This window comes from Trichocoleus sp. AS-A1 (assembly GCF_039962015.1).
GTDB lineage: Bacteria > Cyanobacteriota > Cyanobacteriia > Cyanobacteriales > FACHB-T130 > FACHB-T130.
Genome location: NZ_JAMPKG010000006.1, coordinates 83,195 through 109,228, shown reverse-complemented (window position 1 = coordinate 109,228; position 26,034 = coordinate 83,195). Strand labels below are relative to the sequence as shown.

Here is a 26,034-nt window from a genome sequence, read left to right as displayed (position 1 = left end):
AAGAATTCTCTTGTTACTCAGAACCCTCATGAACCATCACTCCTCTTTGCCGTTCAGATAGAAAGGATAGACCAAGCTCCGAGCATCATAAGTGCCCTTAGGATGGTATTCCACAATAATATCCACTCGGCCTCGGATGGGATCGGGGTCAGTCCGCACCAAATCGATGACAATGCGCGGCTCCCACATTTCTAGAGCTTCTTGGACGTGCAAGCGCAACAGGAGAAGGGTTTGAGTATTCATGGGCGCAAAGACCATCTCCGATAAGCGCGACCCAAAATTGGGTCGATACACCCTTTCTCCGATTTCAGTCCGCAGGATAATCCGAATAGATTCTTCAATATTCCGTTCTGCCGAACTGAGTTGAAGCCCTCCCTGTACGTTCACCCGTAGTGGGAAAGACCATCCCGTACCCAAGTGGCTGCGCTGCTTATCCGATCCTTCTGGCATAAAAGTGACTCTGTGCCTAGTATCGCAGCTACTTTACTAAAGCTGAAAGTCCCCGACTATTCGCCAAAAGTCGAGTTATCCCAAGCTGGCTGTAGCCCTAGGTTCTAGGGGCGGTGCCCTTCCGCCTCAAAGCGGGTTGTAGCCGAAGGCAACAGTCGCCAAGCGCAGCACATACAACATTGCTTAAATGACCTGAATCAGTTTGACACTGCGGGGTCTACCCCGTGTTTAATGGCTGACTAATCGTTGACTCTCTACCCAGTATCCTGATTTTGATGGAAATGGAGGTTTTACAAAACCGGGATGCTCCTTGTATGCGAGGCATACTCCAAGAATTAGTAATGTAATAAGTCGTGCTTGGACAGCACCCCAGAGCAAGTGTTTAGAGCGAATTGGTTAGCAGTTGAAGACAGAGGCTATTGTAGATCGGGATGCTTTTGATCGCGCAGCGTTTAAGGTTTAGGACGGGAAACTTTAGCGACTGAACAAGATTTTTGAGAAGTGATTAGAAGAGATTCTGCTGAAAATTAACACTAGTCTTTGGGAAAGTGCAAGCTCAAATATGTGGTTTTCTTACAGATATGATTTAGACCTCGAATTTAAGGTTTTTTTATTGTTATGACAGAACAAATAAGGGAAAAATTCGTCTATAACGGAGAAACCTACTATTTAGCTGGCTTAGAGCCTTCTTTAAAATATCCGGTTGATAAAATTAATGCTACAGCAGAAGAATCTGTAGATTTCGATAAAATAAAAGATAAAATATTTGATTTGTTGAATGAGGAATCAGTTCCCTCAAACGTAATACAAGAAGGAGTTTTAATTAGACCACGCGACTATGGAATGAAAGAGATTCTATTTTCTACAGCTTGCCGGAGAGGATTTTATTCAACCTATGAAATTGTTAATGAAGAATTGTTTTTGAAGGAAATGACTGTCGGTGGTGTTACGGGCGGTCATAAACCTATAGAAGGAGTTATGCCAACCTACGATAACTGTAGTGGTTTTTGTTATCGGAATCTTAAAATTTTTACCCGTTTTACTGGGAGAATCACCTTAGGTAAAGACTTCATTGATGGAATCTTCTTAAAACCTCTTTTGGGGATGACATTTTATCAAGGCAAATTAGTTGCGATTCAAGACCTTTCATTAGACATTTCCATTAGTCTTGCTGTTATCTTTGGCGGGTTAGAAGCTGTTAAGAGACGCTTGGCTAGAGCAGTGTCAGCGCAAAGAATTCTTGCATTAAGCGGTGCCCTCTATTATGGCGAATCAGGCTTGGATTTGGTGATTCCTGCTTTGCTGGATGAATCGGCACAGGTAATGTGGGCTGCGTACTCGCTACTGCGGACAAGGACAGAAACGAAAGTCAAAATTGCCTTGCAAGAATTCAATCCTTATCAATTTTTTGAATGTCTTTGTACCTTTGAGGGGCATTCTGACTATGTTAGTTCGGTAGCGATCGCGCCGGATGGTGAAACCATTGTTAGTGGCAGTGGCGATATGAATATCAAAGTGTGGGATATTCTGACGGGCAAGTGTAGGGGCACCTTCGAGGGGCATTTAGCCTCGGTTGATTCCGTAGCAATCGCGCCAGATGGTAAGACTTTTGTCAGTGCTAGTAGGGACAACAACTTCTGTGGTAGAGGGGGCTTAAAGAGTATCAACGTATGGGATATTCTGACGGGCAAGTGTCAGCGCAGCCTACAAATACTAGGAATATTCCCAGATGGTAAAACTTTGATTCATGGTCGTCAGTACAAAACCATCAAAGCGTTGGATATAGAGACGAGGGAGTGCCTCCGCATGGTAAATAAGTTTTTATGGGATGTTTATTTCGTAGCAATAGCCCCGAACGATCAAACGATTGTTAGTAGCAATGACGACAACATCCTCAAAGTGTGGGATATCGAAGCAGGTAAGTGGAAGGGTTCGCTACAGGGGCATTCACGCCGAGTTTATTCCGTAGCAATAGCCCTGGATGGAAGGACGATTGTGAGTGGCAGTAAGGACAATACTATTAAAGTGTGGGATCTCGTGACGTGCGAGTGTAAGGGCACGCTAGAGGGACATTCAGACTATGTTCTTTGCGTAGCAATAGCGACGGATGGTAAAACTATTGTCAGTGGCAGTAAGGACAACACCATCAAAGTGTGGGATCTTGAGACGTGCGAGTGCAGAGGTACGCTAGAGGGGCATTCAAACGCAGTGAGTTCCGTAGCAATAACCCCAGATGGAAGGACGATTGTTAGTGGCAGTTACGACAACACCATCAAAGTGTGGGGAATTCGATAAGGAAGTTTAAAGTATTCCCTGTTGAGGATGATTTGGGCAATTCAGGGATGCGTTCGTCGGGATTTGCCGACACACCTTAAAGAATAAGCGATCGCTAACCCAAACTAGAAATAACGAATTCTACCTCTTATAGTTGCTCATTAAGGAGCAACTAATACAGTGACTCCTGTGGCAATCACAGGTAAAGAAATGGGAACTGGAGGCACAGTAGGAGTTGCTCCCACTGCCATTGTGCCCATATGCGCCACTGGACGCCCGCAAGCCAGAACGGTTACAGAACAAGGCATCGCGAGAGCGCCAGCAATTGACGGACCCGTGACAGCATCTCCCAGACAAGCGATAGGTCGCCCCATAACTAAAACGGTTGGTGCCCCCGGTCCGATAATGGGGCTACCACTAGCGACATCGCCCAATACGGCTACTGGTAACATAAAACCTTCCTTAATCGTTAATCGAGAATGGCTAATTGTGTACCACGTTCCTATGGTTAGGCATTAGCCATTGGTCGCGATCGCAATTTCTTCTTTCTTGCTCCTTTTAATTGTTAGCAATTCAGCCGAATCAGCGGTGCGGTCATACTCGCTGTGGCAGCTGCCATAATCGCCACCGCAGCACCTGCTTGCAGGTTCAACGCTGCGCCAGACTGTACGCTTACAGCAGCAGCCGACTGCGCCGACAAAGCACCGCCGGATTGTAGCGACAACGCCGCACCAGCTTTCATAGTGGCAGCACCCCCAGACTTCAAGTCTAAAACTCCGCCTGCTTGAGCGCTTAACTTGGCTGCGGTTTGAAGTTCTATGCCAGCAGGTGCGAGTTTTATACTACTAGGGCCTGATTGCAGCAGAATTTCCATTGGTGCTGAAATACTCACTTTTTGCACTGCCTGCATCGTGATGGTGTTGGTCATGTCATTCATCAGCAACTTCTGACCGCCAGTTGTTGTGATATCCAGCTTCTTATTGAGATCGTCGATGAGGATCTTATGACCGCCTTTGGTTTTAATTTCGATCTTCTTATTTTGATCGTCTAGGCGCACATAATGACCGTCAGTCGTTTTAATTTCCACAAACTTTTCGCTGTCATTCATGTGACATTTATGAGCGCCTATCGTCTCAATGTAGACACCAGCCTTGCTAGTATCTTTATCCTCTTCCACAAACTGTAATTTATGCCCGGTACGGGTTTTAAATGTCCGCAGGCGGACTTTGCCTTCACCTGAAATTGTATTATCCACATCTTCCGGCGGTGCATCTGTACCGTTCCAGACACCGCCAATGACGTAGGGGCGATGAATATCGCCGTGTTCAAAGGCAACCAATACCTCGTCATTGACCTCCGGCAGACAGTCAAACCCGCGATTTACACCAGCTCCGGCTCCCACCACTCTTGCCCAGTTACTTTCGTGTTCCTCTGTTAAAGTGGGAAACTTTACTCTCACTCGACCCCATTTTTTGGGATCTTTGTTATTCGTGACAATTCCTACTAACAATGTTTGCCCTGCTTGGAGATGGGTTCGGGGAGACAGGGTTGCCAGAAGATCGTCTCCCCGCAATCCACGCACGCTAAATTCGGTAGTGTAGAACCGTTCCTGATAAACGTGACGGGTTGTCGTGACGTAATACTTGCCGCTGTATTTGCCCATACTTGCCAAGTCCACGACCCGTCCCGGTCGAATTCGAGGATCGCCTTCAGCTTTGGCATCAGCGTAGACAAATTCCCCCGATAACTCGTTATACAAAGCTTGCGCGATCGCGTCTGATTCTTTCTGAGAAGAGACTGGCTGATCGACAACAATCATCTTGGGGGTACTGCTAAAGCTAGTGCTAGTTGCTTTGCCCTTGCCTTGTTTGGTATCGGTAATGACTTGTGTTGTTTGACTGCTTTTAGTAGATGCAATCACCTGTTTACTTTTATAATCCCAAGCTCTTACCTCAACAGAATCTACCTGTTCGGCACTTGTTACCCGAACTTGGAAACTATGTATTTCTTGTAACCACTTGAGAGCCAAAGAAGCACCCGCTACCGGCTTGCGGAAGTGCAGTTTCCCATCTTGCACAAACAACTCAAAACCGTTCCGGGCTGCCCGTTCTCGCAAGAATTCCATGTTGGTTTGATTTTCTTGGAAAATATAGCCAACGGGATCGCCAAAGCCATAAGGCCCGCCACTTTCGTCAATGGTGCCTGCTGTAATCCCCAATTCACCGATAATTTGCCGAACAATATCGGTGTCGGTCATGTTTTGGAAAGAGCGGTTGTAGCGTCCCCGATGTAGGCGATGAGAAACGTCATACCCGCGAATCACGACCGGAGCTTGAGAACCACTGGTAAAGTGGGTTTCAATTGCTGTAATCTCGCCATTCAGAATGTTGCCCTGCTGTGTATCGTCAAAATCAGCATCTTCTGTAGTGCTGGATTTAAAGCCAATCTGGACGGGTTTACCAATTGTTAATAAGTTTTCGTAGCGCCAAAGTTCATCTCCTTCGCGCCCCGGAAAGTAGTCGTTCCGGATAACTAGGGTAAACATGGCTGGAAGATGGAGGCTTTCTTCTACGGAGATTTGAAGAATATCTTCCATCAAACTCGCAGGAGCATCATCTCCATCAATTTTTATTTGAGGATAGGATATATACTTTGGCATTTGTAGGCAACACGTAAATGATTTTAGCTTCTAAATTTTAGATTTTGGATAAAATCCTGACTGGCATTTTTTTTCAAATTTTTTATTCTTTGGTATTTGAACTATAGGGGTCTTTTGCCTTGTTGCCTGACAAATCTCGAATTTTTAGGCTAGATTTTGTAATCTCAAATTAGAACTGTGAGTTTAGTTGGGTAAAAAAACTCTCTGTCAAAACTAAGATTTTTTAAAATTATCAGGCGTTTTGTTAGTCAAGCAAGGTAATCTACACGCGGATAATTTCTCAATCACCGAGAGGATATTTAAACCCATGCAGACGTTCATCCAAATTCAAAATTTAGAACGCAAGTTTCAGCTAGTTTAGAAGAAACTCTACGCCCCCGCCCATTCTCCAAAGGTCGAACTACAATTTTTTTCTAACCTTCTGGTTCAGCGCAATCCAACAAATGATGACCGTTCATGTAGCTTTTCGAGTCTTGCTGCCTCGACTTTCCCCGACGCGATTCACGCTAGAAGGAGCTTCTGGAGAGCCTGGGGGGATAAGTACATCTACTTCGTGGAGGGTCAGGCTAGCTGAAGCACGCACGGGAGTCCCATCAGGTAGAAACATGGTCAGTTCGTAACTGAGTGATTGCACAAAGCAACGGAGGTATTCTTGGGCACCCCAAGTAAAGACATAGACGGGCGGGACATCTTGACCATCGGGAAACTCAACAGCTTTTTTTAGTTTGTTGATGTACCAGAGGACGCTGGTGCCTTCTTCATAGGTATCAAACAAAATTTCTGAGATAGTGAGTTTGTAAGGATCTATACTTTGGAAGCTGACTTTCGGCAGTCCTTTAGCAGTACGTGCGCCTTGAGGAGAATTGATTTGAACACTCCTGCTGAAGGAAAGCTTGGTGGGGTTGAACATGAACTCGATGGTGTCCACACCCTGTGCTGGAACCTTTGGAATAAGTTTTGCTTTGACCAAACGAGTGGTTGACATATTATTCTCCTTAATAATGGCAGTGACTTTACCAGGGCAGGCGTCCAGAATAGTTATTTCCTCGACGCTCTCGCTCTATTTCCAACCGTTGTCGGATAAAACTATAGACTTCACGAGCTAGAAGCTCTAAGTTGTCGGTGGCTTCTTCACTAGAGGAATCATCAACGGTAGATACGCTTTGATCGATTGCTCCTACTTGGCTATCAGCGTCCCCGATTAACTGTATAAGAGCTTCCATTCCAGAGGCTGATGTGCGACGCGAGGGCATGGAATAGGTCTGAATAACATTGCCCAAACTATTGTTTTGTGGGGAATTTATCAGGGGCTGGGAAACATTTGATTGGGAGCTGTTAGAGTCGGATGGTTTGGAAATTATCGGCTTTTGCGGTGCCTCCCACGTCCTCTGTTCTGAGAGAGGTTGTACAACGATTGATTCGCTTGCTTTAGGCGTATTCTCCCCTATTAATTCAGAAATACTTGACCAAGATGTTGGTATCTCTCTGGTGTTTGTAGAACTGTTTGAGGAAGGTAAAGTTTCAGGGGAAGAGGAAAAGGAAGAAGGTGCCATTTGCACTTGTTCTACACTGCTTGAAAATGCTGTAGCTTCTTGGTTATTCTGCCCTGAATCTTCTGGCATTCTCTGGATAGGAATAGGCGGCTCCGAAGCAGACGAGAAGTTTGAGGAGAGCGGTGCAAGAAAGGATTCCTCAACCTTATTGCTGCCCATGTCTGGAAATGGGGAAGCGAGAAGACTGGATTGTTGAGCTAGAGGGCTGAGAATGGATAGATTAGTCAGCACTTGAGGCAATTGAGGCAGTTCTTCGCTCTCGTCAAGCGACTCTGTTTCCACCAAAGGTTGTATAACGGTGGGTTCTGTAATTTGTGTGCTTTGAGGCACCTCTACAGGGGGATTGGCAAAGGATGTAGAAGCGATCGCTGTTGGTGCCAAGCCAGCCAAATTTTCACGTGCTGGTACGGTTTCTAATTTCGGTTGAATGAGTGTAGCGTCTGGCGTTGTTGTACTTTCAGGGACTTCTATGGAATCGGTGAAAGCGATCGCTTGTTTTGCCTCAAGCGGGAAATCTTCACTTGCCGGTTCGGTTGCTAATTTCGGTTGAATGACTGTAGCATCTGGCGTTGTTGTACTTCCAGGGACTTGTCTGGAATCGGTGGAAGCGATCGCGTCTGGTGCTAGCCCAGTCACCTTTTCACTTACTAGTTCGGTTGCTAATTTCGGTTGAATGACTGTAGCATCTGGCGTTGTTATGCTTTCAGGTACTTGTCTGGAATCAGTGGAAGCGATGCCTTGTTTTGTATCAACCGGAAAATCTTCACTTGCTGGTTCGGTTTCTAATTTCGGTTGAATGAGTGTAGCGTCTGGCGTTGTTGTACTTCCAGGGACTTGTCTGGAATCGGTGGAAGCGATCGCGTCTTGTGCCAATCCAACCACATCCTCACTTGCCGATTCAGGTTCTAATTTCGGTTGAATGAGTGTAGCGTCTGGTATTGTCGTACTTTCTGGTACTTGTATGGAATTGGTAAAAGCGATCGCTTCTGGTGCTAACCCAGTTACATCTTTACTTGTCGGTGCGGTTTCTAGTTTGGGTTGAATGGCTGTAGCATCTGGCGTTGTTATGCTTTCAGGTATCTGTATGGAATCGGTGGAAGCGATCGCTGGTTTTGCCAACTCAGTCAAATCGTCACTGATCAATGCGGTTTCTAATTTCGGTTGAATGACTATAGCGTCTGGCGTTGTTGTGCTTTCAGGTACTTGTCTGGAATCGGTGGAAGCGATCGCGTCTGGTGCCAACTCAGTTAAATTTGCATTTACTGGTTCAATTTCTAATTTCGGTTGAATGAGTGTAGCATCTGACGTTGTTGTACTTTCAGGTATCTCTATAGAGCCGGTAGAAGCGATCGCTGGTTTTGCTTCAAGCGGAAAATCTTCACTTACTGGTTGGGGTTCTAATTTCGGTTGAATGAGTGTAGCATCTGGCGTTGTGGTACTTCCAGGTACTTGTATGGAATCGGTGGAAGCAAGCGCGTCTGCTGCCAATCCAGCCAAATCTTCACTGACTGGTGCGGTTTCTAATTTCGGTTGAATGACTATAGCGTCTGGCGTTGTTGTACTTCCAGGTACTTGTATGGAATCGGTAGAAGCGATCGCTTTTGGTGCTAACCGAGTCAAATCTTCACTTGCCGATACGGTTTCTAATTTCGGTTGAATGACTGTAGCGCCTATAATCGGCGTACTTTCGGGCATCTGTAGAGGAGAGTCGGTTGATTCAGTAGGTGAAATCGCCAAGTTGAACGCTTCAGGTTCTTTTGCCGATGATTCTATTGACAATGGTAATTCAGCAATGGGTGCCAAGAATTCCGGCAACACTTCTCCCTTTGTTTGTGGAGATAATTCCCCCATCGGTTGTATTAGCGTGGATTCTGTAGGCGTCGTTTCTTCGCGTACAGATTTTGGAGCGATCGCAGAGGTGGAAATCGGGGGAGATGAGCTTACCTGTGATGGAAATTCAGCCTTTAACTGCACCGTAGGCTCAAATGGTTCCAGGACTTCTGGCACTGGTGTTGTTGAGTTAGACGGCTGTGAATTTAAGCTGGCTTGTACAAGGGTGGATATGTCAGGTGTAGTTTCAGGTAGTGCAGTAGCTGGTGTGGAAATCGAGGGTGTGGGGGCGAAGTTGTCAGTCACTTCTGAAGAGAAATTTTCCTCCATCCTTTGTAGCAGTGGGGGTTCACCTGGTTCTGTTGCTGTTGAAAGCGCTGGTGCCTTTTGAACTAGGGATTCTACCTTTGTTACAGGCGCTGTGCTGTCCGAGCGGTCAACTGTTATATTCTCAGAAGCGATCGCTGGCATTTCAACTGATTCCGCCTCTGTCACCCCAGAAAATGACATTGGTGACTCAATCGATTCCGTAACCTTCGATAACGTAGTTTCTGTGTGGTTTGCTGCTTTTGTTTCCGACAGAGGTTGTACAACAACTCGATCTGTAGTGACTTCTGGCACAGCCTTGGAAGTGGTCAAATTAGAGACTGCGGCTAAGTTTTCGTTTACGGCTGAAGAAAGTTTTAACTCAGTCTCTGGTGGCACCGATGCCGCTTGCGGTGCAGTTAACGGAGGCATTTGTACCTTTTGAACTTGCAGTTCAGCTTGTAACAGCGGTTGTTCTACGGTTGGTGCGATGGCGGCTGTATCTGGCTGCACAGATGAAGGCATAGTGGGTGAGGACGAATCAGCCAGAGGGTTTTTCACCTGAGTCATCTGTTCTGGCGCTGGTGCTGTAATAGATGACGTGAATTCCTCAACCGCTGGTGCCCTTTGAACTTGTGGTTCTGTATGCGAAAGGGTTTGTCCCAAAGTTGGTTGGCTATCAATGGGATCTCGCTGGCTAGCAATGGTGTCTCGGGGTGCTGATGCTACATTTGGTGCTATTTGTTCGTTAATTGCTGGTGCTTTTTGAACTTGTGGTTCTGTATCCAAAAAGGCTTGTCCTAACCTTGCTTCGGTTGCGGCTGTCTTAGTTGGCACCGATGAAGGTGTGGTTGAAGAGGGTGAACCGATCTCGTTGCTTCTTTCAGTTCCTAGTGCTGCATCTGGTTCCGTGGCAACCTCAATCGCCGCTGTCCTTTGAATTATGCTGGCTGAGGGTGAACTAGCGATCGCATTGCTTATCTCAGTTGCTGGTGCTTCAATGGGTGCCGTGATAGCGTCAATTGTTGGTGCCCTTTGAATTGTCCTGGGTGAGGGCGAACTAGCGATCTCGTTGCTTATCTCAGAAGTTTGTGCTGCGATAAGTGTTGTTGGTTCGTTAATTTCTGCTGTCCGTTGAATTGAGCTGGGTGAGGGCGAACTAGCAATTTCATTGCTTATTTCAGTTCCGGCTGCTTCAAGGGGTGCCGTGATAGCCTCAATCGCTTCTGTCCGTTGAATTGTGCTAGCTGAGGGCGAATTAGCGCTCTGATTGCTTATTTCAGTTGTTGGTGTTACACCCGGTGTGGAAGCCTCAATCGCTTCTGTCCGTTGAATTGTGCTGGCTGAGGGCGAATTAGCGCTCTCATTACTTATTTCAGTTGCTGGTGTTGAATCTGATGCCGTGGAAGCCTCAAGCGCTGCTGTCCGTTGAATTGTTCTGGCTGAGGGCGAATTAGCGCTCTCATTACTTATTTCAGTACCTGTTGCTTCAAGGGGTATTGTGCTGGCTGAGGGCGAATTAGCGATCGCATTGCTTCTCTCAGTTGTTGGTGTTACATCCGGTGTGGAAGCCTCAATTTCTGCTGTCCGTTGAATTGTGCTAGCTGAGGGCGAATTAGCGCTCTGATTGCTTATTTCAGTTGTTGGTGTTACACCCGGTGTGAAAGCCTCAATTGCTGCTGCCCTTTGAATTGTGCTAGGTGAGGGCGAATTAGCAATTTCATTGCTTATTTCGATTCCTGCTGCTTCAAGGGGTGCCGTCTGTTCGTCAATTGTTGCTGCCCTTTGAATTGTGCTAGGTGAGGGCGAATTAGCGCTATCGTTACTTCTCTCAGTTGTTGGTGTTACACCCGGTGTGGAAGCCTCAATTGCTGCTGCCCTTTGAATTGTGCTAGGTGAGGGCGAATTAGCAATTTCATTGCTTATTTCAGTGCCTGCTGCTTCAAGGGGTGCCGTGAGAGCATCTATTGGTGGCTGAATTGTGTTGGGTGAGGGCGAACTAGCGCTCTCATTGCTTATTTCAGTTCTTGGTGCTGTAATGGTTGCTGGTGTTGAATCTGGTGCCGTGGAAGCCTCAATCGTTACTGCCCTTTGAATTGTGCTGGGTGAGGGCGAACTAGCGATCGCATTGCTTATTTCAGTGCCTAGTGATTCAATAGGTGTCGTTTGTTCGTCAATTGCTGGTGCCTTTTGAATTGTGCTGGGTGAGGGCGAACTAGCGATCGCATTGCTTATTTCAGTGCCTGCTGCTTCAACGGGTGCCGTGAGAGCATCTATTGATGGCTCAATTGTGCTGAGTGAGGGCGAACTAGCGCTCTCATTACTTATTTCAGTTGCTGGTGTTACACCCGGTGTGGAAGCTTCAATCGCTGCTGCCCTTTGAATTGTGCTGGGTGACGGCGAACTAGCGATCTCGTTGCTTATTTCAGTTGTTGGTGTTACATCCGGTGTGGAAGCCTCAATCGCTGCTGCCCTTTGAATTGTGCTGGGTGAGGGCGAACTAGCGATCTCGTTGCTTATTTCAGTTGTTGGTGTTACATCCGGTGTGGAAGCCTCAATCGCTGCTGCCCTTTGAATTGTGCTGGGTGAGGGCGAACTAGTGATCGCATTGCTTATCTCAGTTACTGGTGCTGCAATGGGTGTCCTGATAGGACCAATCCCTACTGCTTTAGCTGGTGGTTCGGTAGCTAAAACGGGTTGCACTAATGTTGGATCGGTTGCCCGCATAACTGGCAAAGCAGCATTTGCCGAGATCGGTGCCGTGTCAACATCGACCGATTCACTTAATTGTGAGCTTTGAGATTCTGCGAAAAAGGGTGAATTCTTGAAAGGATTATCTGGCGGAAATTCATTCGCCACTTCCTCAGAGAAAAAACCGGAAGGATTGAAAACGGTAATCGATCTTGCTCCCAGCGGGTGCAAAAATTTAGGATTTAGTAAGTTCTGCCCTAACGGATTAGGTGGAAGCAAGGGGTTTTTGATACCAAGGGGTTCCTGGGGTATCGTTTCTCCATCGGGAAAATTGTTCCTTGGTTCTGTGCCCTCATGTTCCGCCATATTTTTGTTGTGTTAATTTCTAGGCAAAGTATCCCAAACTATCGCGTCCACCGGAAATTGAAGAGCCGCCATTGCGTGACTTATCAACCTGTAAACTCTCGTATGAAAGTGTTAACTCTTCAATTGCAACTGCATTGGAATCCGCGCTTAATGAGGCTGACTTCCAGGCAACAGGAACGGCACCAATTAGTGTCCAACACTGCATTGTTTCTCCTGCTGGGTTGAATACCAAAATATTAATGTTACGACGTTCTTTTTTCGGTAGATTATTGCCTTGATTACGCCCAACATCGCTTAATATTTTACTAATCCAATCCCAAAAAACTAAATCATTAGTGATACCCCGCTTGAGGGTCACATCTGAAAATTCTGCCTGACCTAGAAAAATTCTCTGTTGATCGTTGACACCGCCTTCATAGTGTTTTTGAGCCTTGATCGTCACGCCCAAGCCTTGGCACTCGGTGAAACAGGCAGTAATATTACTTTGAATTTCTACATAAAAACGATTGGCAGTAACGTAGTTTAGTTCGCGGACGCTAGTGCCATTTTTGTTCTGTCCATTATTGCGACTTGACGCAGACGACTGTGCTGGTGGCAGTGGGGCGGGCATCAGAAGTATCCTCCGTAGTTTCTACTGCGTTCCCTTTGACGACGTAAATCTTCAAGCATCAATTCATAAACGCGATCGCTCAATTGCCTCAGCAATAAAGGATCGCGCAGAACTTTAGCGGCTGTCTTTGATACCGCAGTTTGGTTATCTTTATCGTTACTGGGAACTAAACCCGGTGCTGCGTACCCAGCCGGACGAGTGCTACTCCCAATGGGTTGTAGATAAGATTGTGTCCCCAGATTAGCGATCGCGCCGGAAACCGCTTGTTGGGAAGAATACCTGTTCATAAAAAAACCAAAACTTCCTGTTATTTTAGGGCATCCGTTTTTGGCTGATTGCTAGACAAAGGTCTAAATTCAGCTAATAGCTATTCACCATTAACCTCTAGGAATCTAACCCACTCTAATCCAGCAGGTAATTATCTAAAAACTATTCTAGCGGTTGTAACGGGACCAGTCCGGCTTTGCTCAACAATCGCTGTGCCTCAAGAGTTCTCAGCAGCTCGGCGAACTTTTGACCGGCAGGGATAAGGCGGTTATCTCCAGAATAAATAACGGTTATCGGATATGCCAAGGGGTAGGTGCTATTTTTGAAAAATTCTATATTAGGATGATAACTTCCTTTATCATCACAGAGGTCTGTTGTTGGCTCTACAGGCTTCCCATTATCTTGAATTAACGCCTGGATTGCTGGTTTATTTCCGTCTTTTAAAGCTAAGGGATAAGCCGAACATTGACCGAAAACTTTGCTGATTGTGCCAAAGGCAATTCCTCCAACCTCATCATCCTCAAAATCCCGAATTACCTGTCGTAGAGTCTCGAAGGTTGACAGAGGCTTAATTTCTGGCTCGAAAGAGTTTTTAAACAAAGGAGGTGGTTGCTCGCTCTTTTGAATTAATTTTCTAAATAGAGCAATTTTTTGCTCATCTTTAAGAACTCGTTGCTCAAATATTCGTACCGCCTCAGTTTCTTTCGGAATATAGAGTTTTACAGGTAAATCAGGCCCTCCTAAAACTTGCCAATTAGTAATTTCGCCAGTGTAAAGCTGACGCAATTGCTCAAAAGTAATTTGACCCTTGAGAGACTGAGGAAGGCTTTTCTCTCGTTTGGCGTAGCTGAAGGCAACAAACACGACCAGCCCATCGTAGGCAACTGGTTTATACTTCAATTCGCTGGTCAAATCACTCACCAAGCTAGAAATCGCAAAGTCTACTTGCTGCGAACTGACTTTCGCGATCGCTTCCTCTCCGGAAGGCTCAGCTTGATAATTCAACTCTAATTTCGGCTGACGTTCTCGGAGCTTGTCTTCTAAAGTTTTGTTCTTTGAGATGAGATTAGCGTGGCGCAGGATATAGCTCCATGTTCCGTCTTTTTCTGCTGTGTAAGTAAACTTACCCGCAGGAATACCAGGGATTTCCTTGATGCAACAAACCAGAAAATCATCATCGGCGGCACGATTACCCGCTTGGGACTTCGGAATCAAAAACCAGATGAGTATTCCCAACAAAGTCACTCCCAAAGCACCCAACAGCAGCCAGGGAAGACGGCGCAGCTTGGTTTTTTGCTCTTCTAGCGGCACTGTGTCTACAACTACTAGATCGACTGGTTTCTCTGGCGGCAACTTCAACAGTGCTTGTCGTGCTTCCTCAGCACTCTCAAAACTGACATCTAGCCCTAAAAGGCGAAAAATGAACATTTTGAGGTGAGGTTCCACGACAGGCCATTGCTGTTCATCCTTGGGGTCAAGCAGCTGACCGGAAACGGGGTGAGTAGAGCGTCCTACTAACAGGTAGAAAGCCACGTATCCCAAAGCGATTAAGTCTTGGGTAACTGTAGGGATAATGGTTTGGGCAGTTGGCAGGTCGAACAGACGTTCCCAAAGCGCCAAATCGCATACATGGATAAAAAATTTCTGGTCGTCTGCCACCATCAGCAGACTATCTAAACTAATATTGCCGTGAGGAATTCCCTGCTGTACCTGACCGGAGGGCAGACTGAACTTTTGACCGTGAAGAAACTCCAGGGTTTGCAGGACTTGGTTGAGGACTTGGCGCACTTGCCGACTGGTCATCGCACCATTAGCGGCAAGGCAGGCGTTTAGAGTTGGATGCGTATCTAAATTGCTCGTGGTAACAAGATAGCAGCGTTCCTGAATCGGGTCAGAAATAGCGTCCCAAGGGTGACGCAAGCGAACATCTTGGACTCTTCCATCTGCTAGAGTCAAACCGGCTGCTAACTCGAAGGTTTGCTGACGCAGGCGGATTTCTTCCTCGTTGAAACAACGGTCGGGAAGCAGGTACTCTTTAATCACAACTGGCTGCTGATCGGCAACCTGAATTCCCTTGTACAGTCGTCCCATTCCCCGGCGTCCCAATAAGCCTACGATTCGATATCTTCCCCGACGTCCCCGGATCTCACTTTTCTCGGCTAAGGTAGCTGGGAAACTACATTCTGAGCAATATTTGGCGGTTGGATCTTGCTGAACCGTTTGTAGCGGTAAGGTGCAGCTTAAGGCTTCACTATACTTGCAACGGTACTGTCTGTAGAGGTGGTCAACTCCCTGAACCTGCGGGGTAAATTGAGGCGGCGGTACTTCTGTTAGGTCTGATGGAGTCGTTGGTTCTTCTAGCGTTAGCGGATCGAGTTCGGTTTTGATTTCATCAACGACAGGCGCAATCCATTGGTATTGACTCAACCAACCGTATTGGTGGAGTCTGAAATGGGGGGGGTTCCGCCTTAGATACTCCCTCAGAACAATTTTGGGAATGTTTGTCAGTGCCACCGAAAATTCTCCGGATAAGCGATAGGTGGATGGTAAGTTAACATTGATTTAACGTACTGGGAATATAAACTTATGGCAAAAGAGGAAGTAATAAAACTTTTTAGAGCTGTTCAAACTGACTCCGGCTTACGGGAAAAGCTCAACTCTGCACCCGACTTGGAAACATTAGTCAAAATGGCTGAAGAATGTGGTTATCACTTTACAGTTGAAGAATGGAAAGATACAACCGGATTTAAGGTAGAAGAGTTGGAAGGGGAATTGTCAGAAATCCCTGGTTTATAAGTTTAATCAGCTGTAAAGAATAATTAGCGCGATAGCGTTAGCGAAGCGAGGCGTTAGCCTAGCGCCGACCTGTCGGTTCGCTTTCTTATTTCACACCCAGCCTTTCACTTCCGCATCGGTGAGAGGTCTTTCCAGTTTGACATATTCGCTTTTTGCTGCTTGCAAAATGTGTTGCATCCCGACCGGCTCATTGGCATCTGCGGCGATAAAGGCTGCATTGAGGGCAATATTGCGAATGTTTCCCCCGGCGACGTTTAGCCGTGCTAGCTTCACAGGATCTAGCCCTTCAGTCGGTGTTTTTCTGGGGAAGATGCGCTGCCAAATCTCGGCTCTTTGGGTGGCATCGGGGAAGGGAAACTGAACGATAAAACGAATCCGGCGCAGAAATGCCTGATCGAGAGAACCTTTTAAATTAGTCGTCAAAATCGCTAAGCCTCGGTAAGCTTCCATGCGTTGTAACAGGTAGGCAACTTCAATATTGGCATGGCGATCGTGGCTGTCCTTCACTTCAGAACGCTTGCCAAACAGGGCGTCAGCTTCGTCAAACAGCAGAATTGCTCCCCCAGCTTCTGCGGCATCAAATACGCGCCGTAGGTTCTTTTCTGTCTCCCCAATATACTTACTGATGACAGAACTCAGGTCGATGCGATAAAGGTCTAGCTGCAATTCTCCAGCCAGTACATCTGCTGCCATTGTTTTGCCAGTGCCGCTGCCTCCGGCAAATAAGGCGCTAATGCCCAAGCCGCGTCCGCTGCCGCCAAATCCCCAGTTTTCGTATACTTTGGCACGTTGCCGAACGTGAGCGGCAATGTCGCGCAACACCTGTCGCTGTGCCTCTGGCAATACCAGCTCATCCCAACTGGCTCCTGGGATAATGGGTTGAGCCAGGTCGTTGAGTCTCTGGCGAGCTTGTGAACGGCATGTATCCCACAAGAGGGTGCTGAGCGTTTCTTGAGGACTGAGGGGTGAGGACGGAGGGATGAGGACTGAGGACTGAGGACTGAGTGAACAGAGAGATTCTTTATTATCTCCTCTACCTTTTGCCTCAGTACAAACAGCGTAAATAGAAGGGGCGCTAAGGCTGAAATGGGATACCAGCGTATCTAGATGTCCGTTCAAGCTTTCTGCTGCTTCACCCAAAGCATCTTGCCAGATAGCCCGTTGTTCGGGGGCAGTTGGCTTGCTAACATCAATCGTAATTGAGGGACGCTGCCGCGATCGCCGTCTTTCAGGACTGATGACGATTACCGGACTGGTAATTCCTTCAATCAACGTGGCAATGATATTTTCTCGTGCTGGATCGCTTGTGTCTACATCGTCGCAGTCGAGTAACAGGACACTCTCACTGAGAATCGCTTCCCGATTCCATAGCCGCAGAATGCTATTAAAGTCGCTAGGACTGGTGGGAATGACTTGGGCGGACATCGCATTTAAGTTGAGCTGCAAAAGAGCGCAAGTTGCAGATGCGATCGCTCGTTTGCTGGCAGTCTCATCTCCACATAGCTGCACGACAGGTAACGCCGAACCTTGTTGCGACGCCTGCAACCACGTCCCTGCCAGTTGTTCTGCAACTTGTCGGTGCGATGGCACCAAACTTTGAACCGATCGGTGCAATGGCTCGATAATCCCCATGAGCCGTTCATCTAGATGTTGCACGCCAGCGATGTAGTGCAATATTCGCTCGTCAATTCGCAAGGGACTGGAGGTGAGTGTAGTGCCTGTCCCAACTTCAATCAGTTGCCAGCGACGCAAAGATGCCGTGGGGGTTAGTGCATCCCAGTGGGAGGCAGGTAGAATCGCCAGCGCTAAACTCATTGTCGGATATGCCTGCCGCTCGTTGCCTTGAGCGATCGCGCATAAAGAAGGAAAACTGGGGTCAAGTTCCATCCCCACGCACAACAGCAGGATATCCCGCTCAAAATCTGACAAACCGAAGGTTTTGCACAGTTGTTCTAGTGTTGCTGGAGGCGAAAGGTTCGAGGTCAGAGGTGAAAAATCTTCTTCCTGGCCTTTTTCCTCTCCTTGCATCTTCGCAGCTTGGCGTTCTAACGCCTGACGCACGCGAGCAACTTCTCCCATGAAGTAGCGCTGATTAGCTGCTTGCCAGCGATCGCTAGTCGTGGTCATCATACAATCGCTACCTTTGGGTCAATATACTGCTGGAAGGTCGGGCTGTCTTTGTCCGTATCTACGCTCAACATACTTTCCGCTCCATCTACGTGTACCCGCACCAAATACTCTCCTGGCTTCACATCCCGAACCGGAATGATTACCGAGGTTGTATCGGCTCGACGCGGTAAAGCATCAAACAGATAAGCGCCTGGGTTATCGATTGACCGTTCGTTCAGCGCCACCACAACTCGCTGCTTGTTGCCGATAGTAAGATTTACTTGCAGTGTCAGGTTCGCCGAGCGCAGTTCATCTCCACTTCCCTGAATGTCGGTAATACTTACTTCTGTAATCGTTGGACGCAATACAAACGGTGCCACATTCGACTCCACACTGCGCTGGAGAGCAGGCTGGAGGCTTAACGCAGGGGTCGAGTTGCCTCTGGATATTGCGCCGTTAGATTCGACTCCACCGTTCGTCCTAGGGGCACTGGGGCTTGAGAGGTGATGAATCACCTGTAGACTTTGTACGCCTGCGCGGAGCGACTCGGCAGAGAAGGCACTTAGGGGCAATGTGACCTGGGTTTCGTGAACTTCTGAGGGCGTCGCTTCCACCTCACCAAGACGAACCCGCGTGATGTTGCTATTCAAATTTTTACCCCGAATCAGCAACGTACTGTCTGCCAAGATTGCCTGAAACCTGCCCGCTTGAGATACTACTTCCTGAATCACCGGCTGATTGGAAAACGGTACCACACCGCTGAACCTGTACTCGCGCACGGGTAAAGCTTTCTGGGCTGCTTCTTCCCCTTCTATCATGACTACGGTCGCTCGGTAAGCAACTGATAGGGTGTATGGGGTTTGGAAGAATACCGACCAAACTTTAGATAAATCTTCTAAAGATAAATCCATTGGCACGAAGCTAATTTCTTCGAGCTGTTCGGAGAGGTTAGAGTCCGCTAAGTAGGTAAAGTTAGAATCAGCGATCGTGTCCCAAATCATTTCCTGGGTTAGAGTTGAGCGATCTTTAAGGGTACGGACGACGCTGCCTAAAAGTCGTTGCGGTTCTAACTCAACCTCATTGCCATAGAGACTGATCATGTAATGCAGATCGAGAGCATTGTGCGATCGCTTTGCCATTTCGCCCTTACGATTGCGATTCCGCACATCTGCACTGCTGCGCCACACGGGATTGAGACTCACTTGATACAGGTAGATGTTCACTCCCGTCTCTGGGGTGCCACTCCCTAAGTTACTGGGTCGCACCGTTGTCACTCTTGCGCCATCCAGGTCTATTTGTACAACAGCTTGCAAAGTTCTTTGCAAAGCAGCAGTGACAGTAGCGATCGCTAAATAATTGCTCATAAAAAAAATTCAGCAATCAGCTTCGCAAAAAGCTGATTTATTCGTTTTCACAGTTTAGCTTGACAAAGGTTTCTTTTGATAATGACCAGATTCTGACCATTAAGCACTAACTAATCCCAGTTTTAAGGCTTTTACAATTGCTTGCGTGCGGCTGGTGACACTGAGTTTTTCAAAAATTGCTGTTAAGTGAGCTTTAACTGTAGCGACTGTGATGTAAAGGCGGCGGGCAATTTCTTCATTAGAAGATCCTTCAACGAGCCAGTGTAAGACTTCTCGCTCTCGTTCGGTTAAGTGAATGCTCCGACCGGAAAGATGCGATCGCCCTGCATAAAATTGAAACAATCGAAAGAAGCAAGCTGCAACTTCTGGCGATAAATACACTTCATTTTTCATGACGGTGTTAATTGCTTCGCACAGTTGAGTTGCCACCCGGTCTTTAAACACGTACCCGCTAGCACCCGCCTGCATCGCCCGAAACACCCATTCGTCTTCCCGGTGTCCTGAGAGAACTAACACTTTCCCCTTATAGGACATTTCTCCCAAACCAATCAAGGCGGTAATTCCATCTCCAGGGGGCAATTCCATGTCCAGCAAAATCATCGCTGGCTTTTGCTCAGCGGTTAATTTTAACGCTTGCTCTACAGAAGCCGCCTCTCCGACAATCTCAAATCGAAAAGAGCCGTTATTACTCAAGAAGTCAAGTAGAGTCCGTATCCCCGCTCGGAAGCGTGGTTCATCATCCACGAGTAAAATCGAAATTGGCGCTGGTGCGGACATTTTAGAGAACCTCAAGGCGACTGTTCGTTTTAGAGGGTGAGTAACTCATTTATCATTCCCACTGACTCACTGAAAATTGCTATCGAGGTAGGGTGAAGGAAAACTGTGCCCCACCAGAAGGCAAGTTTTCTACCCAAATGGTTCCTCGATGGTCGAGGATAATTTTTTTTGCGATCGCCAAACCCAAACCAGTACCGCCTGGACGCTTAGAATAAAAAGGTGTGAATACTTGTTTCAAGTCTTCTTCAGAAAGCCCGGAACCGCAATCGGAAACTTCAACGATTACTTCAGATTGAAAGACTTGCCAATTACAAGTAATCATTCCCCCAGGGGGGCTAAAATGAACTGCATTACTCAACAGGTTGTCAAATACCTGTTTCATCTGCCATCGATCCCCTGCCAGCGTGACCGGCTTCTCCGGATAGCGGATATGCAGTCGTTTTTCTTCTAACCAAGGTTGCAGACCTTGGATACTTTCAGCCAATGTTTTCCGCAGCTCATAAGGTGCTACCTGTAGTTTTGCCTGCTGTCCGCAATAAACCAAATCCGTTAAGTTTTCAATTAACTCATTCACGGTTTCGCGAACAATCCCAGCCTGCTCTTGCAAGCAGCCAGATGGCAACCCTAAACATAAATTTTCGGCGTAAAGACTAATCAGTGCCAAGGGATTTCGCAGTTGATGTTCTGTACGACCTAGCACTTGCTCAAGTAATTGAATCTCAGCTTTTTGACGGGAACACTCGCGAGACATCACCAGGTAGTGACTCAGTAATTGAGCCTGTTTTTCTACGCCTTGTTGTTGCAGCGAAGAAAGGGGATTTTTACTCCATAACAGCAAATACCCAACTTCTTTGGCTTTCTGCTCGCTGAGAGGGCAAACATAAGTGTTGTAGCTACAAGTGGCGTCAGCAGATGCACTTTTAGCGCGCTTGGTTATTTCGCTCAACTTCAGCGCAGGTAGGGAATCTTCCCACCCCACCTCAGCAAAAAATTTGGGCAACTCTGCGTAATTTCCTTGGCGCTCGTCTGGATAATAGGCTACTAATTGACGCTTTTGGGTATCTGAATCTTGGTAAACAATCCAGGCGGCTACAACAGGTAGTTGTGCGCCTATCTGTTCGAGATGGAGCTTGCAAATACTCCTAAGATCGGGAGGGTACGGTGTACCTAGCGAACCGAGTGTGGAGGAAGGTGGATGCACCTGTACAGCAAACCGTTTTATTCCAACCTTCATCTGTAACTCCCCGCCATACAGGATATTTCAGTAACGTTGAATCGGATGTAAGCACCACTGAATTTTCATTTTGCGGAGCTTGTCATCTTCCGCAAGAAATAAATGACAAATCTAGCTTAGTCGGGGATTTCAGTCTTCATCCGTATTTACACACATTTTTTAAAGTTTCGACCAAAGTCTAATAAACACTCTGGGGTTGTCTTCCTAATCTAGACCTATACAGCCTAAACACCCAGTCTTATGATCCCTGCTGCTGCCCAGACTTTGGCAGAAATCCTGGCTGAAGGGACTTCCCTGCTCAGTACAGAGCAAATTGATTTCAACCACCCTAGTATGCGGCAGGATGTAAGACCAGCACTGAACCTGTTCTGCTACAACATCGGGGAAAACAGTCAGGTAGACCACAGGATTAACCAGGAAAAACCGCATCCACCCACTTTTGGGAAGTATTCCCCATTATGGTTTGACATTTCCTTCCTAGTCAGTGCCTGGGATCGTACCGTCCTGGGAGAACAGCGTCTGCTGTCAGAAGCCTTGATGCTGTTGTTACGTTACCGCTGGCTGCCAGAAGAGCTGCTAGCGCCTTCACTACGGGGTTATGGCAACTTGTCAATGACCATTTCTGCCGTTGGGCTTATTGATGCCGTCGCTCTATGGCGTGCGCTGGGGGTTCCATTACGTCCAGCTTTATATGTAACCGTGACAGTTCCCTTTAACCAGCTAGGACAAGGAGAACCAATCACACCTATAGAAGTAGTAGGGAATGGGGTAGTAGGTAGTAGGTCGTAACAATTACCTACTACTCTAGGGGCGATCTAGCAGGTCGCCCCTACCAATTACCGATTACCAATTACCGATTACCCACCACTAATCAAGGAAGACTACGCTATGCCAATGGATTATTTTGCTCCTGGTGTCTACGTCGAAGAAGTAGACCGTGGTAGTCGCCCGATTGAAGGCGTAAGCATGAGTGTTGCTGGGTTTGTTGGCTTTACCGAGGATGTACGTGGTGATGCCGAACTGTTCAAACCCATGATGATTACCAACTGGAGCCAATACCTAGAGTATTTTGCCAAACAAGGCTCCGATGGTTACACAGACTTCAACGCCTACCTCCCTTTTGCCGTCAATGGCTGGTTTATGAACGGCGGTGGACGCTGTTGGGTGACTAGCATTGGTACCAAACTCCCCGGTTCGGAACCACCAGCACCGGAGGAAACAGCCACAAAGCTCAGAACCTCTGGAAATCGTCCCTCTTTGATGTTTGCGATTAAGGCATCCGAAGGCGAAGAGGATGGTAGCTCAGCTCTTGCCTTACCCGGTGGACGAGTCAATGTTTCGATCCTTCCCGATGAACCCAAAGCTCCTGAAGATCCAGAGGCAGAACCCCCACTCAACACGGGTGAATACTTTAAAGTCATCGTTAGTCGCGGTGGAGAGAAACTCGAAGAGTACAGCCACCTGACCATGAACCCGGACGTCGAGGCGCAAGTGGGTACCTATGTCATCACTGCGATTAATGAGGGGATTGGCGACCAAGAGGCATCTCAATTTTTGTCCGTCACCGATATGTCCACCAGCGGACAACCCCTGTCTCGACGACCTGTCAACGGCACCTATGAAGTCAGCCCTCCACCCGTCATTTCTAGCCCTGAGCGCTTTCCACGGGATGTAAATGGGGTGCGCGATGACCGCACGGGCGTCCAAGGGATTTTTGAAATTGACGAAGTTTCGATGATTGCTTGCCCCGACCTAATGCTGGCATACCAACGCGGCCTGCTGGATTTGGATCAGGTTCACGGCATCATGGAAATGATGGTTAGCATGTGCGAAAACAACGCACCCAGCCCCAACTATCGCATGGTGGTTCTCGACCCACCACCTTGCAAGGGAGGCGGCGAGCCTGTACCCCCTGAGCAACAAAAGCCTCAGCACGTAGCTCAGTGGTTAAGTAACTTCAATCGTCGTTCCATGTTTGGGGCGTTGTACTATCCCTGGATTAAAGTAGCGAACCCACGCAATGCCGGACGACCGATTTTGGTTCCCCCCTGCGGTCACATGATGGGGATTTGGTGCCGCACCGATGAGACCCGTGGCGTTTTTAAAGCACCCGCCAACGAAGTTCCTCGCGGTGTCTTGGGTCTAGCCTACGAAACTAACTTCCGCGAACAGGAACTGTTGAACCCGGTGGGGATTAACTGTATCCGCAACTTTGCTAACTACAACCGAGGTTTCCAAGTTTGGGGCGCACGGACTCTGGTAGAACCGGCTAATGTCCAGTGGCGCTATATCAGCGTCCGCCGCCTGATTAGCTACATTGAGCGCTCGATTGAAATCGGTACCCAGTGGGTTGTGTTCGAGCCTAACGATCAAGATTTGTGGGCGCGAGTTACTCGCACGGTCAGCAATTTCCTCGAACGGCTGTGGCGTGCAGGGGCGTTATTCGGTGGTTCGCCTGGTGAATCCTTCTACGTGAAGTGCGATGCCAGTATCAACACCCATGAGACGGTAATGCTGGGTCGTTTGTATGTCGAAATTGGAGTTTGCCCAGTCCGACCAGCGGAATTTGTGATCTTCCGCATCAGTCAGTGGTCTCCTAACCAGTAGGTTAAAACTCTCAGATATCAGCTCTTGATGAAGAGCTGATGTCTGAGCTGATATTGAAAAATTTGTAAGGAGGTTTTGAATAATGGCGATTATTACCGTTGAGAATTTTGAATTAGAAATTAAGGGCGTAGGTGACGGTTTACAGTTTAAAAGTGTTGACTTACCAGCATATAAGACTGACGTTCAACACGGTGATGCCCTAATGTCTGGTGCCAAGGGAGCTGTACGGCAGACTCTTACTAAGAAAAGGGAAGCCGCGGTTCAAATTACTTTAGTAACCCTAGCGAGTGGAGATGCAAAAAGCACTAGCTCACTGATGCGAAAGTGGTTGCTACAGTGTATGCCAAAAGCAGAGGATGGTGGCGGTTTTCCAACGAGTGCCAGGATGGCAGAAGGCGTAATAAAATCCTATAACTCAGCCGGAGAAATGGTGGACTCTTGGAAGATGAGCGGAGTTTGGATTTGTAAATATCAAATCGGGAAACTCAGTGCAGATGGCGGGTTGCTTGAAGAAACCTTTACGCTACAGGTTGACCAATTTGATCCAGCTTGATCTATCTAAGTCTGGGTGTTTGAGACAATATTCTTAATTTTGTTCGCTTTAAGAAGCGATCGCAAAAATCATTCCTTTGCACTTTGTAATTGATTGGAAGGTTATTTATGGCTGATGCTGTTGAGTTACTATCTAGTGATAACTACGATGTAGCAATTGGTGATATCAAAGACATCATTATCAAAGAAGTCAGTGGGATGTCAGTAGATATGTCCCCAAAGGGTGCTGATAATGCCATCGGTTCTGGTCCGAAGGGAAAATCGCTGGTTCTCAGTGTTCCAAGTCAACCGAAGTATGGCGAGATAACGCTCGTTTTGGTGCCAGGAGCGCATCAAGGCGGAAATGACGATAAGCTGTGGGAGTGGTACAAGGATTGTGCCTCGAAAGCTAACCTTGGGGAAGCTGCAAAAGCGCGAACTTTACGCAAAGAAATGACAATTAATGTCTATTACTCCGGTTCAGAGGGGAAGGTGGGGTTAACGTACAGCTTTGTAGGCGTGCTTCCCAATAGTTTTGATGTTCCTAAGCGGGACGCAGGAAGTAGCGAACTGGAAACTTGGACGCTTAAGCTTAACTACGAGCGGATGAAGTTTACTGTATCGGCGTAGAAAGAATTTTAAAGTCAACTCCCTGTAAAACTGCGCTGGTGAGGTGAGATGTTACACAGTCTTATTCACCAGTCATTGATTTATCAGCTCGAAAGCTCATTAGTTGTAAGGCGGTATCAACTGTGACAGACTTCCCTGAAATTCTCACCACTTGCCGATTTTTTCTAGAACTAAAACTAAATGGCAGCAATGATGCAGTAGACGGCTACTTTATGGATTGTAGCGGTTTTAAGTCAACCCAACAGGTGATAGAAATCTCAGAGGTGACACCTCAAAAGTGGGGAAAAGATGGGGAATCTAAGGGTCGAATTGTCAGTACAAAAATTCCGGGTAAGGTGAGTTACAGCAATATCACTTTGCGCCGGGGGCTGACTTGTTCGATGACGTTATGGAACTGGATTCAAGCTGTCCAGGATGGAGATTGGGCTGAACAACGACGAGATGGTTCTTTGGTGATTTATAATCAAGCGGCGGAAGAACAGTTTAGATTTGAGTTTCAACGGGCGTGGCCTACTAGCTATAAAATTTCTGATGTGAATGCGGCTGGGGGTGAGCTGGAGATTGAAGAAATAGAAATGACAGTTGAACAGTTAAAACGGATTCAAGTAGCAAGGAATGATTCAAACTGAGTTTGAATTTACTTTACCGAAGGGATATCTCGATGCGGATGGCAATCTGCACCGCAAAGGTGTGATGCGTTTGTCGAGGGCGATGGATGAGATTGTTCCTTTGCGAGATCCGCGTGTTAAATCAAATCCTGCCTACGCTACAGTGATTATTTTGTCCCGCGTGATTGTCCGCTTGGGAGCGTTGGAGGAGGTCACGCCTTCAGTTGTTGAAGGCTTTTTTGCTTGTGACCTGAATTATCTCCAGAAATTTTATCGTCAAATTAATGACCTAGAACAGGAAAATGCAGGATTGAAAGAAGCCACGAACCCCTCTGCAAATCCTGCACTGGCTTCTGATTCCGAGTAACCCGA

At 47.2% G+C, this 26,034-nt stretch carries 20 protein-coding genes; 8 read left to right on the top strand and 12 right to left on the bottom strand.

Going from position 1 to position 26,034, the window contains the following annotated elements:
- Positions 1-36 precede the first annotated feature (36 nt).
- Positions 37-450 carry a GPW/gp25 family protein gene (locus tag NC994_RS06715; protein ID WP_190412625.1) on the bottom strand — a complete coding sequence of 138 codons (414 nt, stop codon included), beginning with the start codon at positions 448-450 and terminating at the stop codon, positions 37-39.
- 618 nt (positions 451-1,068) lie between these two features.
- Here NC994_RS06715 and NC994_RS06710 point away from each other — a divergent pair.
- Positions 1,069-2,745, top strand: coding sequence for a WD40 repeat domain-containing protein (locus NC994_RS06710; protein ID WP_190436968.1), 1,677 nt, complete (start codon positions 1,069-1,071; stop codon positions 2,743-2,745).
- 140 nt (positions 2,746-2,885) lie between these two features.
- Here NC994_RS06710 and NC994_RS06705 read toward each other — a convergent pair whose 3' ends face one another.
- The 7 genes from NC994_RS06705 to NC994_RS06675 all read right to left on the bottom strand — a co-directional run bounded on the left by NC994_RS06705 (position 2,886) and on the right by NC994_RS06675 (position 15,520).
- A complete protein-coding gene (locus NC994_RS06705) occupies positions 2,886-3,176 on the bottom strand; it encodes a PAAR domain-containing protein (protein ID WP_190412623.1) in 291 nt (96 codons plus the stop codon).
- Positions 3,177-3,289: 113 nt separating this feature from the next.
- A complete protein-coding gene (locus tag NC994_RS06700; RefSeq protein ID WP_190436965.1) occupies positions 3,290-5,383 on the bottom strand; it encodes a VgrG-related protein in 2,094 nt (697 codons plus the stop codon).
- A 454-nt stretch (positions 5,384-5,837) separates the two neighbouring features.
- On the bottom strand, positions 5,838-6,368 hold the full coding sequence (locus tag NC994_RS06695) for a hypothetical protein (RefSeq protein ID WP_190436962.1): 531 nt from the start codon (positions 6,366-6,368) through the stop codon (positions 5,838-5,840).
- A gap of 28 nt (positions 6,369-6,396) precedes the next feature.
- Positions 6,397-12,129, bottom strand: coding sequence for a hypothetical protein (locus tag NC994_RS06690; protein ID WP_190436959.1), 5,733 nt, complete (start codon positions 12,127-12,129; stop codon positions 6,397-6,399).
- A 19-nt stretch (positions 12,130-12,148) separates the two neighbouring features.
- Entirely contained in the window at positions 12,149-12,739 is a 591-nt protein-coding gene (locus NC994_RS06685) for a phage tail protein (protein WP_190412619.1), read from the bottom strand.
- The gene (locus tag NC994_RS06680) at positions 12,739-13,026 is read right to left on the bottom strand and encodes a hypothetical protein (protein WP_199299674.1); all 288 of its coding nucleotides are present in this window, start codon (positions 13,024-13,026) and stop codon (positions 12,739-12,741) included. Before NC994_RS06680 ends, NC994_RS06685 begins: the two co-directional genes overlap by 1 nt.
- A gap of 142 nt (positions 13,027-13,168) precedes the next feature.
- Positions 13,169-15,520, bottom strand: coding sequence for a substrate-binding domain-containing protein (locus tag NC994_RS06675; RefSeq protein WP_190436956.1), 2,352 nt, complete (start codon positions 15,518-15,520; stop codon positions 13,169-13,171).
- 72 nt (positions 15,521-15,592) lie between these two features.
- Between NC994_RS06675 and NC994_RS06670 the strand changes: the two genes are divergently transcribed.
- Positions 15,593-15,802: a Nif11-like leader peptide family natural product precursor gene (locus NC994_RS06670; RefSeq protein ID WP_190412617.1), complete on the top strand. Its 210-nt coding sequence runs from the start codon at positions 15,593-15,595 to the stop codon at positions 15,800-15,802.
- Between the two features lie 90 nt (positions 15,803-15,892).
- On the opposite strand, the gene NC994_RS06665 is transcribed toward NC994_RS06670, so the two are convergent.
- The 4 genes from NC994_RS06665 to NC994_RS06650 form a co-directional block, all read right to left on the bottom strand.
- Entirely contained in the window at positions 15,893-17,932 is a 2,040-nt protein-coding gene (locus NC994_RS06665; protein ID WP_190436953.1) for an ATP-binding protein, read from the bottom strand.
- On the bottom strand, positions 17,929-19,275 hold the full coding sequence (locus NC994_RS06660; RefSeq protein WP_190436950.1) for a DUF4255 domain-containing protein: 1,347 nt from the start codon (positions 19,273-19,275) through the stop codon (positions 17,929-17,931). The genes NC994_RS06665 and NC994_RS06660 overlap by 4 nt, the downstream gene beginning before the upstream one ends.
- Before the next feature lie 99 nt (positions 19,276-19,374).
- Entirely contained in the window at positions 19,375-20,052 is a 678-nt protein-coding gene (locus NC994_RS06655; protein ID WP_190412614.1) for a response regulator transcription factor, read from the bottom strand.
- Positions 20,053-20,131: 79 nt separating this feature from the next.
- The gene (locus NC994_RS06650) at positions 20,132-21,286 is read right to left on the bottom strand and encodes a HAMP domain-containing sensor histidine kinase (protein ID WP_190436946.1); all 1,155 of its coding nucleotides are present in this window, start codon (positions 21,284-21,286) and stop codon (positions 20,132-20,134) included.
- 240 nt (positions 21,287-21,526) lie between these two features.
- Here NC994_RS06650 and NC994_RS06645 point away from each other — a divergent pair, with 240 nt between their 5' ends.
- The 6 genes from NC994_RS06645 to NC994_RS06620 all read left to right on the top strand — a co-directional run bounded on the left by NC994_RS06645 (position 21,527) and on the right by NC994_RS06620 (position 26,029).
- Complete coding sequence (locus NC994_RS06645) at positions 21,527-22,075, top strand: Pvc16 family protein (RefSeq protein WP_190412612.1); 549 nt, start codon at positions 21,527-21,529, stop codon at positions 22,073-22,075.
- A gap of 99 nt (positions 22,076-22,174) precedes the next feature.
- Positions 22,175-23,893 (top strand): phage tail sheath C-terminal domain-containing protein, encoded by a 1,719-nt coding sequence (locus NC994_RS06640; protein ID WP_190412611.1) that lies wholly within the window; start codon positions 22,175-22,177, stop codon positions 23,891-23,893.
- A gap of 82 nt (positions 23,894-23,975) precedes the next feature.
- Positions 23,976-24,446 carry a phage tail protein gene (locus NC994_RS06635; RefSeq protein WP_190412610.1) on the top strand — a complete coding sequence of 157 codons (471 nt, stop codon included), beginning with the start codon at positions 23,976-23,978 and terminating at the stop codon, positions 24,444-24,446.
- Positions 24,447-24,553: 107 nt separating this feature from the next.
- The gene (locus tag NC994_RS06630; protein ID WP_190412609.1) at positions 24,554-25,054 is read left to right on the top strand and encodes a phage tail protein; all 501 of its coding nucleotides are present in this window, start codon (positions 24,554-24,556) and stop codon (positions 25,052-25,054) included.
- 122 nt (positions 25,055-25,176) lie between these two features.
- Positions 25,177-25,683, top strand: a complete 507-nt coding sequence (locus tag NC994_RS06625; protein ID WP_190412608.1) for a phage tail protein — start codon at positions 25,177-25,179, stop codon at positions 25,681-25,683.
- Positions 25,670-26,029: a hypothetical protein gene (locus NC994_RS06620; protein WP_190412607.1), complete on the top strand. Its 360-nt coding sequence runs from the start codon at positions 25,670-25,672 to the stop codon at positions 26,027-26,029. The genes NC994_RS06625 and NC994_RS06620 overlap by 14 nt, the downstream gene beginning before the upstream one ends.
- Positions 26,030-26,034 lie beyond the last annotated feature (5 nt).